This is a genomic window from Bradyrhizobium sp. 153 (genome assembly GCF_023073835.1).
Classification (GTDB): domain Bacteria; phylum Pseudomonadota; class Alphaproteobacteria; order Rhizobiales; family Xanthobacteraceae; genus Bradyrhizobium.
In genome coordinates this window covers 50,891-61,520 of record NZ_JADPKH010000100.1, presented here as the reverse complement: position 1 = coordinate 61,520, position 10,630 = coordinate 50,891, and the positions used below count along the sequence as shown (strand labels likewise).

At 62.9% G+C, this 10,630-nt stretch carries 9 protein-coding genes; 4 read left to right on the top strand and 5 right to left on the bottom strand.

Translation table 11 applies throughout. From position 1 onward, the window contains the following. From IVA91_RS25815 to IVA91_RS25805, 3 genes are all read left to right on the top strand, one after another. Positions 1-145, top strand: a 145-nt coding sequence (locus tag IVA91_RS25815; RefSeq protein ID WP_247279377.1) for a porin, incomplete at its 5' end; no start/stop codon positions are given. Positions 146-307: 162 nt separating this feature from the next. Further along, positions 308-1,426, top strand: coding sequence for an HlyD family secretion protein (locus tag IVA91_RS25810; RefSeq protein ID WP_247279485.1), 1,119 nt, complete (start codon positions 308-310; stop codon positions 1,424-1,426). Next, on the top strand, positions 1,413-3,041 hold the full coding sequence (locus IVA91_RS25805) for an MFS transporter (protein ID WP_247459430.1): 1,629 nt from the start codon (positions 1,413-1,415) through the stop codon (positions 3,039-3,041). Before IVA91_RS25810 ends, IVA91_RS25805 begins: the two co-directional genes overlap by 14 nt. A 1,342-nt stretch (positions 3,042-4,383) precedes the next feature. Here the strand turns inward: IVA91_RS25805 and IVA91_RS25800 are convergent. The 5 genes from IVA91_RS25800 to dctP form a co-directional block, all read right to left on the bottom strand. Beyond that, positions 4,384-5,352 carry a tripartite tricarboxylate transporter substrate binding protein gene (locus tag IVA91_RS25800; protein WP_247279483.1) on the bottom strand — a complete coding sequence of 323 codons (969 nt, stop codon included), beginning with the start codon at positions 5,350-5,352 and terminating at the stop codon, positions 4,384-4,386. 76 nt (positions 5,353-5,428) lie between these two features. Then, positions 5,429-6,346, bottom strand: a complete 918-nt coding sequence (locus IVA91_RS25795) for an SMP-30/gluconolactonase/LRE family protein (protein WP_247279482.1) — start codon at positions 6,344-6,346, stop codon at positions 5,429-5,431. A gap of 13 nt (positions 6,347-6,359) precedes the next feature. Beyond that, complete coding sequence (locus tag IVA91_RS25790; RefSeq protein WP_247279481.1) at positions 6,360-7,667, bottom strand: TRAP transporter large permease; 1,308 nt, start codon at positions 7,665-7,667, stop codon at positions 6,360-6,362. Further along, positions 7,664-8,218 (bottom strand): TRAP transporter small permease, encoded by a 555-nt coding sequence (locus tag IVA91_RS25785; protein ID WP_247279480.1) that lies wholly within the window; start codon positions 8,216-8,218, stop codon positions 7,664-7,666. The genes IVA91_RS25790 and IVA91_RS25785 overlap by 4 nt, the downstream gene beginning before the upstream one ends. Positions 8,219-8,224: 6 nt before the next feature. Beyond that, positions 8,225-9,223 carry a TRAP transporter substrate-binding protein DctP gene (dctP, locus tag IVA91_RS25780; protein ID WP_247279479.1) on the bottom strand — a complete coding sequence of 333 codons (999 nt, stop codon included), beginning with the start codon at positions 9,221-9,223 and terminating at the stop codon, positions 8,225-8,227. A 204-nt stretch (positions 9,224-9,427) separates the two neighbouring features. Here dctP and IVA91_RS25775 point away from each other — a divergent pair, with 204 nt between their 5' ends. Then, positions 9,428-10,624: a CoA transferase gene (locus IVA91_RS25775; protein ID WP_247279478.1), complete on the top strand. Its 1,197-nt coding sequence runs from the start codon at positions 9,428-9,430 to the stop codon at positions 10,622-10,624. Positions 10,625-10,630: the final 6 nt, after the last annotated feature.

The window sequence follows — 10,630 nt, the reverse complement described above, 5'->3', positions numbered from 1 at the left end:
GCTCAACTGGTACGTCAACGGCAACGTCCGCTTCATGCTCGACTACCTGCACGGAACTGTGTCACGGCAGGCCTCGCCGATCTCGACCGCCGATGTCGGTTCGAAGTTCGACGCCGTCGCGATGCGCACGCAGTTCGCGTTCTGAGGCACGCGTCTTGGCACCTGACCGCTTCCTCGCGTCTTCGCCCCAAACATTCACAATTCATTCCGATGAATGCTAGGGTGCTTTGGCGATCCTGACCAGACCGAGGTGCAGATCCACTCCGCGCGGATCGCCCGGGATGACGGCGGGAACTGGAGTGGTGTCGTGAGCCAACAGGTACAGAACGCATTACCGGCCCCGCCGCCCAGGCCAACGCAGCGGACGGCAACTTCGCTGTGGAGCCGGTTCGCGATCCCACTGTTCGCCGTAGTCGTCGCGCTCGGCTTTGTCGCGCTGGCGACGCTGAGCTTCGACGAGTGGGTCGGCAATGCGGCGATCCAGACCACCAATGACGCCTATGTCCGCGCCGAGCTGACGCGGCTTTCGAGCCGGGTCTCGGGCGAAGTTCTGAGCGTCGGCGTGACCGACTTCCAACGCGTCAACGCCGGCGATCTCCTTGTCCAGCTCGATCCGGCTGATTATGAGGCGCTAGTCGCACAGGCCGAGGCCAATGTCGCCGCGGCACAGGCAGCGCTCGACAATCTTGCCAACCAGATCGAGCTGCAATATGCGACGATCGCCCAGGCGCAGGCGGCGCGGCTGTCGGCCGAAGCCATGGAGGTCGAGGCGCGGCAGGAGCAGGAGCGGCAGCAATCGCTGTCGCAGACCCAATCCGGCACGCGGCAGCGGTTCGAGCAAGCAGTCGCCGCCTACGCCAAGTCGCAGGCCGACGTGCGCGCGAGCCGCGCGGTGATCGCGGCCCAGCAGCATCAGCTCGAAGTTCTGCAAGGCACCAGGAAGCAGCGCGCCGCCGATGTCGAGGCGGCGAAGGCGACGCTGGCAAGTGCCAAGCTCAAGCTCGGTTACACAAGGATCACGGCGCCGTTCGATGGAGTGGTCGGCGAGCGTCAGGTACAGCCCGGCGACTACGTCAATGTCGGCACCAACCTCGTCAACGTTGTGCCGTTGCCGAAGGTCTATGTGGTCGCGAACTACAAGGAGACCCAGCTCACGCATGTCGCGCCGGGCCAGCCGGTCGAGATCACCGTCGACAGTTTCCCGCGTGAGAAGCTGCGCGGCCGGGTCGAGCGCATTGCGCCCGCGACCGGCGCCCAGGTCGCCTTGCTGCCGCCGGACAACGCGACCGGCAATTTCACCAAAGTGGTGCAGCGCATTCCCGTCCGCATCCAGCTCGACGAGGGCCAGCCAATGCTGGCGCGCCTCGTGCCGGGCATGTCCGTGGTCACGCACATCGATACCAAGGGCGGCAATGGCGGACGATAACTACGGCGATCGCGGACCGGTCTCGCGCGGTGGCGCCGCCCCCCGGCCGCTGTTCGCCGTGGCGGCGGTGCTGCTCGGCTCGTTTCTCGCCAATTTCGACAGCCGCCTGAGTACGGTCGGCCTGCCCGATCTCCGCGGCGCGTTCTCGCTCTCCTTCGACGAAGGTGCCTGGCTCTCCACCGCAGGTATTGGCTCGCAGATCTTCATCGCGCCCGCAGTGGCGTGGCTGGCCACCGTGTTCGGCCTGCGCCGCGTGCTCGGCATCCCAAGTCTCGTCTATGCCGGCGTCTCGCTGGCCATCCCGTTCGTGCACGACTATCCGACGCTGCTCACGCTTAGTGTCGTGCACGGCCTGCTGCTCGGCACCTTCGTTCCGGCGGCGCTGATGATCGTGTTCCGCAATTTGCCAATTCGCTGGTGGCTGCCGGCACTCTCGATCTATGCGATTCGCGTGGGCTTTGCGCTCGACACCTCGACGTCGCTGGTCGGGTTCTATGTAGACCATCTCGGCTGGCAATGGCTGTACTGGCAGGGCGTCGTCATCGCGCCGCTGATGGGCCTGATGGTTTATCTCGGCACGCCGAACGAGCCGGTGTACCGCGCCTTTCTGCGCAATGCCGATTGGGGCGGCATGCTGCTGCTCGGCGCGTCGGTTTCGATGATCTATGCCGGCCTCGATCAGGGCAATCGGCTGGACTGGCTCGGTTCGGGCACCGTGATGGCCCTGCTCGTGGCCGGCGCGGTGCTGTTCGCAGCCTTTCTTCTTAATGAGTCACTGGTCGGGCAGCCGTGGGCGCACGTGAACGTGCTGTTCTCTCGCAATATCGGCTTGGGGCTGATTGTGATCCTGCTCTATACGCTGACCAGCCTGTCCAACGCCTCGCTGGTGCCGAACTTCCTTGCCGCGATCGGCCAGCTCAGGCCAGAGCAGAGCGGCCTGCTCCTGCTGAGCTACGGCGCCTTGCCGATGTTCGTGCTGGTGCCGGTCTCGATCTGGCTGCTGCGGCATTTCGATGCGCGCACGGTGGTGGTCGTGGGATTTGCCTGCTTTGCCGCGGCCAATTTTTGGGGCGCCCGGCTCACCCACGACTGGGCGCGCGAGGATTTTGTTGGCATCGTGCTGCTGCAGGCGATCGGGCAGGCGCTGACCTTGCTGCCCCTGATCATCACCCTGCTGTCGAACTCCGACCCCAGCCGCGCAACCTCCTTTGCTGCCTATATCCAGATCATGCGCCTTGGCGGCGCCGAAATCGGCGTGGCGCTGATGGGGACGTGGCTGCGCGTCCGCGAGCAGGTCCATTCCTTCTATCTCGGTCAGAACCTTGAGGTCGGCAATGTCGATGTGGTGCGGATACTGAAGCAGTTCGCCGATCACTTCTCAGCTCACGACGCGGGATCGGCGCCGGCGCGAGCGATCGGCACGCTCGCCGGCTTCGTGCAGCGCGAGGCCAATGTGCTCGCCTATATCGATGGCTTCTGGCTGTGCTTCTGGCTCGCGGTGTCCGCGCTCTGCGTCGTCGCATTGATCACCCGCGCGCCACCTGGCCCGTTCACGCCGGCGCCATTCGGCTTTGCCAAGACGGTGCTGCGCAAGTGCGGGATGCAGGTGACCTAGAGCACATCGCCGGATCGGCGATGGTCTTCATGTGCCTCCAAGTAGTGATGTTCGGAGCGGGGATGGTTGTGATCCTGCTACTCCCCGGGCGAACGCAATGGCTGCTGTTCCGAGTATGATCGCCGTCGGCGTCGTGGCATTGGCGGCCATCGCAGGGCTGATAGTGCCCGGCTTCGCCAGCGCTATTGCCGCGCGAGAGGGACTGCCGGCGACGCGATTTCCGAATAACCATAGGTCAGCATGCTGCTGCCAGGCCACCCCGAAGTCGACGTCAACACCGCTTCCATCACCGCGGGGTGCTCGAATGAGGAGGGGGATTTATTGCATCTACTGCGAGTACCGCTTTCGCGGTTTCGGCGCGGGCTCAACAGTCCACGCGACAAAGGAGGATTTCAATTGCGCTTCCAGGTAAGATCAGGACCTGCATTCCGCACGACGTTTCGGCCTGGGCGAGGCGCGGGACACCCTGCACCTGGAGGGCCGATGATGTCGTCGATGGGCTGGCGCAGAGAGCGAACATCATCAATCGCCGGGGCGCTTGGAATGAGATGGTTATGCCCGTGGAATTTATTGTGGATCCACAAAGCGGGATGCTGAGTGGACGGTCTGATCCACGTATGAGGGAGCTGCAATCGGCTACTAGTTGGTTGAGCGCCCTGGCTTGCCTCAGCCTTTGAACGGCTGTCGATCGGGTGTCGTCAGGCAAATCAGCTGTCTAGCCCCACCTGAACTTGACTTGGTCTTGAGGTTGCTTGGCGCGAAGTGACCTCAACGTCTAGGGGGCGTGAGCGATCTCGTGCAGACCAAGCCGGCGATTTCCCGATCCCGGTATCTCAGCGACGCAGTGCAAGTATGAGCTGCTGGCCATTCACGGCCTTGCACACGCGATCGTTCAGTCGATTGCTTGCCAAAGGCGTCACTTCTTCGAGCGGCGTGAATTTTCCTGTGAGTTCAAGGAGCCGGATGTACCGCGGCATTTGTCCGTCAGATCGTCAGATCTGAAATTATGCTTGCAGATCAACGGCGAAGCGTCGTTCGAAATGAAGGAGTGGGAGTAGTGCTGCGGGCAGCTATCGCGTAGTTTGGCGTAGTCTTGGAAGTCTCTTGTGTAATAAGAATGCTGTGACCGAAGTGGTTAGCCCTTCTAAGAGCGGCCACAATGGCGCGCTTGACAATAGAGTGCGTCAGCGCAGTTGAGCATGCAAAGAGGACAGGGTGGTCAATGGCCTGCCGCTCAGCATGCACCTGAACGGCCGTACTTGTTGGAGGATTGCTCGCGCGCGCCGGGCAATCCTTCCAGTTCGTGACGGACCGATATACCCGCCTCGCTAGATCGACTGAGCTATTTCGGCTCCGCCAACTCGCCGGCGAGAGGCTGCAACGCCTTCGTCATCTCGTCGAGGCGCTTCTGCCACTCGGTACCGGGCATGAAGGCGAGCACCGGAGCATCACCAGGTGAGCTCTTGACGTAGTCGGGATCTCTTAGGCTCTCAGCGATTACAGCTTCGAGCTTTTTTGCGACATCGTCAGGTGCCCCCTTCGGTAGCGCAAAGCCGCGCTCCGCGGTCATGATGACGGAAACGCCGGCTTCTTCTCCAGTGGGTACGCCGGGCAAGGAGGTGGAACGAGCGTTCGACAAGATTGCGATGGCCCGGAGCGCTCCCTTGTTGGTGCCGTGCAGTTCGGGCACCTCGCTCAGGCTGACCATTCCGACATCGAGATGACCGCCAAGGACGTCGGTCCTCTGTGCTGCGGTTCCGCGATAGGAGATCTCGTTCGGCTCGACGCCAGCAGCCTTGGCGAGCATGCGGATAGCCAGATGGCCGTTCGTGCCGGCGCCGTTGTGGCCGAAGGTGACCGAACTGGGCTTCTTGCGCAGCGCGTCGAGCACGCTTGCCAAAGTCGTGAACGGGCTGTCATTGCGAACGACGATCACGCTGGGATCGTCGACCACGCGTGCGACCAGGCGAATTTCATCCATCGTATACTGGGTCTTCCGCGTCATCGGCAGGAAATTGTAGCCGGGCACGTTTACGACGCCCATCGAATAGGCGTCCGGGGCTGCGCGTGCGATCGCGGCGAACGCGATCTCGCCGCCGGCGCCGGGCTTGTTGAGAACGACAAATCGCGCGTTTCCGCCGAGCCGCTTTTCGACGAAGGGAAGCAGCTTGCGCGCCATGACGTCGGTGCCGCCGCCAGCGGCGAAGCCGACGACGACCTCGACCGGCTTGTCGTCGGGCCACGCGGCCATCGCGGCCCCCGAGGCGGTCAGGCCAAGCATCAATATTGCCGTTCGAACCTTCCTCAACATGAAGGCTGTCCTTTCATTCTTCGTAACAAACAGATTTGGGCTGCTCGGTCTCTAACCTTGCCAACCTGGTCCGGCACTATCGATGCGATGCCATGACTCGTCCAGCGACAGGAAGGCGCGCGACAAGCACGCAGCCGGTCTCGGATTCCGTGATGTAGAGATTTCTGTTGTCAGGGCCACCATAGGCCAAATTGGTGGTGGCGAGGCCCTGGCAGGAACGGACCCGATAGAGCGGCTCGCCGAGACGGCTGAAAATCCAGACGGTGCCGAGACCGGCGTGAGCGATGGCGAGATTGTCCTGCTCGTCCATCGCAAGGCCGTCCGGTCCGCCGAGGCTCCCTGAGAGCTGGATGAAGATGCCGACCTTCGATGCCGTACCGTCGGGCATCAGCGGGATCCGCCAGATCGCGTTGCCGCGCGTGGCGGCGACGTAGAGGATGTGTTCGCTGCCGTTGAGCACGAGACCGTTCGGGCTCGGGACGTTGTTGACGATCTGGTCGAGCGTTCCGTCCACGCGCAGACGATAGACACGGCCGGTCGGGTCGTGCATGCCGGTCTGCCCTTGGTCTGTGAAGTAGATATCGCCATTGCCGGCGAACACCAGGTCGTTGACGCCCTTGAAGCGCTCCGACCAGCGCCGCTCCAGCATGGAGGTGACCCTGCCGCTGGCCGGATCGAGCGTCATGAGGCCATGGCGATAGTCCGTGATGACGATCCGCCCGTCGCGCGCGATCTTCAGTCCGTTCGGCTCGCCGTCGTATTCGGCGACCAGCGCGAACTCTCCGGCGGGCGAGATGCGGAAGATGCGTCCGTAGGGAATGTCCACGATATAGAGATTACCGTCGCGGTCGAATGACGGGCCTTCAAGGAAGGAATCCGCGGCAAGTCCGCGGCGGTTGACCAGCGACCAGGCATTGTCGGGGTCCTTGCGGCGGAACTTGTCAGGCAGGCGGGCGAAGACCTCGGTCTTGATCTCTTCGGGTGGTGCGTACATCGGGGCAACTCGCTCAGGGAACGGCAGTGACTTGCGAGGGCAGCCACATTGCGATCTCAGGGAAGATCACGAGCAGGCCGAGCAGCACGAACATGATCAGGTGGAACGGGATGGTGCCCGCCACGACGTCGCTCAGCTTGCCGGTCCAGATGCTCTGGATCACGAACAGGTTGATGCCGATCGGAGGCGAGATCTGGCCCATCTCGATGAAGAGCACCAGGATCACGCCGAACCAGATCGGATCGATACCGTACTGCACCAGAACTGGATAGAGCAGCGGCACCGTAACCACAATCATGCCGAGGCTTTCGACGAGGCAGCCCAGCACCGTGTAGAGAACAAACAGGGCAAAGAAGAACTCCAGCTTGGAGAGCTTCAGGTTGACCAGGAACTGGGTGATCTGCTCGCCGACTCCGGCGTAGCTGATCGCGTAGGAGAACAGGAAGGCGGCATAGACGATGAACAGGATGTTGCCGCAGACGCGCACGGTGGTTTGCAGGGCGCGCCAGAGAATCGCGACGCTGAACTCGCCCCAGAACACCGCGATGATCATCGCCAGCACGCAGCCGACGGCCGCAGCCTCGGTCGGCGTTACCAGGCCCGAATAGATGCTGCCGATGGTGCCGCCGATCAGCACCATGAAGGGGATAACGTCGAGCAGGGCCGAGAGAAGTTCACGAGCCGACCGGGCGCCGTCTTCCCGCGGAGCGATTCCAGGCCTGAACCAGGCGTGCATGGCGATATAGGCCATGAACATCGCGGTCAGCAGCAAGCCCGGCATCACGCCGGCCATGAACAGTTTTGCGACGGACGTCTCGGTGAAGGTGCCGTAGACGATCATCGCGATGCTCGGCGGTATCAGGATGCCGAGCGTGCCGCCCGCTGCCAGCGAGCCCGCCGACAGGCGCGGGCTGTATTTGCGCTTCTGCAGTTCCGGCAGCGCGACGCGCCCGATCGAGGCGGCGGTGACCACGCTCGAGCCGCTGATGGCGGCGAAGATCGCGCATCCCGCGATGTTGGTTTGCAGCAGGCCGCCGGGGATCCAGGACACCAGCCTGGACAGGCCGTGATAGACCCGCAGGCTCAGCCGGCTTTCCTGGAGGATTTCGGCCATCAGGATGAACAGCGGGATCGCACTCAGCGTAAAGCTGTTCATGCTGCCCCAGCTGACGAGGCCGATGCCCTTCAATCCCGGCAGACCCGCGTGCAGCAGCAGATAAAGGACAGAGGGTACGGTGATTGCAAACGGGATCGTCATGCCCACGCAGAGCAGGCCGACGAAGATCGCGAGGACAAGGATCAGTTCGACCCCGGGGGTCATGGCTGCGCACTCCCGCGCAGGCGGCGAACCTTGGTCAGGATGGTCCGGACGATGGCGAGGCAGAGCAGGAACGTGCCGAGCGCCATGGTGGTCTGCGGCATCCACAGCGGCGTCTGCAGCGGCGTGGGCGCCACGTCCTCTGAGCGCCACGAGTTCATGACCAGGCGCGCGAGCTGCCAGGTGATGAAGGCGGAGGCGACCAGCGACATCAGGTCGAAGACGATCTGCGACACGAGCCGGGCGGATTGTCCGAGGCGGGCCTGGACCAGTTCGACCCGGTGAAACGCGCCATGGGCCTCGGCAACCGACATGCTCAGGAATGTCATCGCCACCAGCAGATAGCCACCGATCTCGTCGGTGATCTGGAGCGACGTCGCGAATACGTTGCGTGCGATCGCCTCGGCTCCGATCAGGATGATCATGGCGATCAGGAAGAGCGCGCAGATCGCTTCCGAGGCCTTCTCGACCGGACTGGGGCCCGACGAGACGTTGTCGATAAGGTGGACGGCGCCGTCAGGCGCCACCTCCCTGATCTCGATGCTGCTGGCCATGATCGATCACCGGCCGAGCGCCGCACGAACCTGCTTGAGCGCGGCCGCAGCATCCGGTCCCTTCGATTTCGCCCATTCATCCCAATAGGCCGAGATCGTCTTCGTGCCGACATCGAGATCGCCGGGCTGCTGCTCCGTCACCGTCATGCCGCCTTCCGCGAACTTCTTGCTCAGGCTGTCTTCCTCATCCGCCATGGCCTTGGTGATCAGCGGCATGTTGTCGGTGACGGCCTTGCGGACCTTGGCCTGGATCTCCGGCGTCAACTTGTTGAAGCGCTCCTTGTTCACGATGACGACGGAATTGAAATAGTTGATGCCGAGCCGGTAGTTGAACTTCAGCAGGTCCTTCCAGGTGTTTCCGCCGCCGGTGTTCGCGGTGAGCACGCCGTCGACGATGTTTCGGTCGAGCGCGGAGGGAACTTCGGGGGCGCCGAGCGTGACCGGCACACCGCCGAGCCGCTTGATGAACTCTCCCTGCTCGGGCGAGGTCACGCGGATCTTCTGGCCCTTGATGTCGGCCAGCGAGGTCAGCTTCTTGCTCGAGAAGGCAACCTGGTAGGGGTAGAGATATTGCCCCAGCACCAGGACGCCTTTTTTCTCGAAGGCCTTCTCCAGGTACGGCGCCATGATGTCCGCCGCCTTCTTGTATTCATCGAGCGAGCGGATCAGCATCGGCAGTCGCAGGACGCCGCCGATCGGCACGTTGCCGAGAAAATATCCGTCGTCGCCCATCTGCACGACGTCGTCGCTAACAGCCTGAGTGATGGTGGTGGTGTTGATCGGAAGCGAGCCCCCAAGGTGCAGCCGGACCGACAGCTCGCCGCCGGTGTCCTTCTCGATCTGCTCGGTGATTGCAGTCATGCCCTTGGCCGCCGCCACCGTCGCCACGGGATTGTAGATGTAGAGATCCCATTTCTCGGCGGCCGCAGCTGGCGCTGCAAAGCAGGCCAACGCAATTGCCCCCGAGATCACGCCTACAAGCTGGCGACGGCTCGTCGAAGTCATCGTTCTCTCCCGATCTTTTTCTCGTTGGGCGAACTATGTTGGATCGCGTTCCCCCCAGCAAGAGAGCGATGCAGCGTATTCAATCGCATATGTGATAATTGGCGCGATCGTGCCGAACCGTATTGATCGAATTGCAATCACGTAGAAGTTGGACGTCCCGCGCGGCACGCGCCAGCCGCGGCCAGTGAACAAGAGAGCTTCGGGATGGACACGACCCCTGCAGACGGCCCGTTGGGCGGAATCCGCGTCATCGACCTGACCAACGTGATCATGGGACCGTTTGCGACCCACATCATGGCCGATCTCGGGGCTGACGTGATCAAGATCGAGAGCGAAGAGGGTGATTCCTTCCGGACTTATCGGCCCAATCGCCATGAGGGCATGGCCGGCGGCTTTCTCCATCTCAACCGCAATAAGCGCAGCGTCGTGCTCGACCTGAAGCAGCCGTCGGGGATGGATACCCTGCGCAAGCTGATCGCGACAGCCGACGTGTTCGTCCACTCGCTGCGGCCCAAGGCCATCGACAAGCTTGGGCTTGGCTACAAGGCGGTCCGCGCCATCCAGCCTGATATCATCTATTGCGGCGCCTATGGATTCAGTGAGAAGGGGCCCTACAGCGACAAGGCAGCCTATGACGATATCATCCAGGCCGGCTCGGGGCTCGCGGCATTGCATTTGGCGGCGCGCGGTGAGCCGGCCTTTATGCCGACGGTGCTGTGCGACAAGCTGTCCGGGCAGGCGATCGCTTATTCGGTGATGGCGGCGCTGTTCCAGCGCGAGCGCGGTGGCGGCGGTCAGGCGATCGAGGTACCGATGTTCGAGACCACGGCGGAGTTCGCCTATATCGAGCATCTGCTGGGCTTCGCCTTCGAGCCGTCTCTCGGCAATCCCGGCTATAGCCGCGTCGTCAGTCCACGCCGGAAGCCGTTCCGTACCGGCGACGGATACATGTGCATCCTGCCTTACTCGGACCGCAACTGGCGCGACTTCTTCGATTTCGTGGGTCGCCCTGAACTGAAATCCGACGCCCGCTTCTTTCCTCTGGTCGAGCGGGCAGCCCATCTCGAGACACTCTACGAGATCATTGAGGAGGAAGCCCCAAGGCATTCCACGGCCGCATGGGTGTCGTTTTGCGACGACGTCAGCATTCCCTGCATGCCCGTGCTTGGCCTCGCCGATCTGCCTGAAGACGAGCACATGAAGGCGGTCGGGATGTTCAGCCGGGCCGAGCACCCGTCGGAGGGGGCCTACAAGTCCATCCGGGCGCCGGTGTCGTTCAGCTCGGCGCCGTTCCGGCTGCGCCGCCACGCGCCGCGGTTGGGCGAGCATACGGCCGAGATTCTTGCGGAGCTCGGCATGGACGCCGCGAACACGGTATTCGTCAGCAGCCAGAGCAAGTGAGGCAAG

Excerpts from the sequence above, each read along its gene's own strand:
- IVA91_RS25805 (WP_247459430.1), top strand. The coding sequence starts at position 1,413 with ATGGCGGACGATAACTACGGCGATCGCGGACCGGTCTCGCGCGGTGGC.
- IVA91_RS25800 (WP_247279483.1), bottom strand. The coding sequence starts at position 5,352 with ATGTTGAGGAAGGTTCGAACGGCAATATTGATGCTTGGCCTGACCGCC.
- IVA91_RS25795 (WP_247279482.1), bottom strand. The coding sequence starts at position 6,346 with ATGTACGCACCACCCGAAGAGATCAAGACCGAGGTCTTCGCCCGCCTG.
- IVA91_RS25790 (WP_247279481.1), bottom strand. The coding sequence starts at position 7,667 with ATGACCCCCGGGGTCGAACTGATCCTTGTCCTCGCGATCTTCGTCGGC.
- IVA91_RS25785 (WP_247279480.1), bottom strand. The coding sequence starts at position 8,218 with ATGGCCAGCAGCATCGAGATCAGGGAGGTGGCGCCTGACGGCGCCGTC.
- dctP (WP_247279479.1), bottom strand. The coding sequence starts at position 9,223 with ATGACTTCGACGAGCCGTCGCCAGCTTGTAGGCGTGATCTCGGGGGCA.
- IVA91_RS25775 (WP_247279478.1), top strand. The coding sequence starts at position 9,428 with ATGGACACGACCCCTGCAGACGGCCCGTTGGGCGGAATCCGCGTCATC.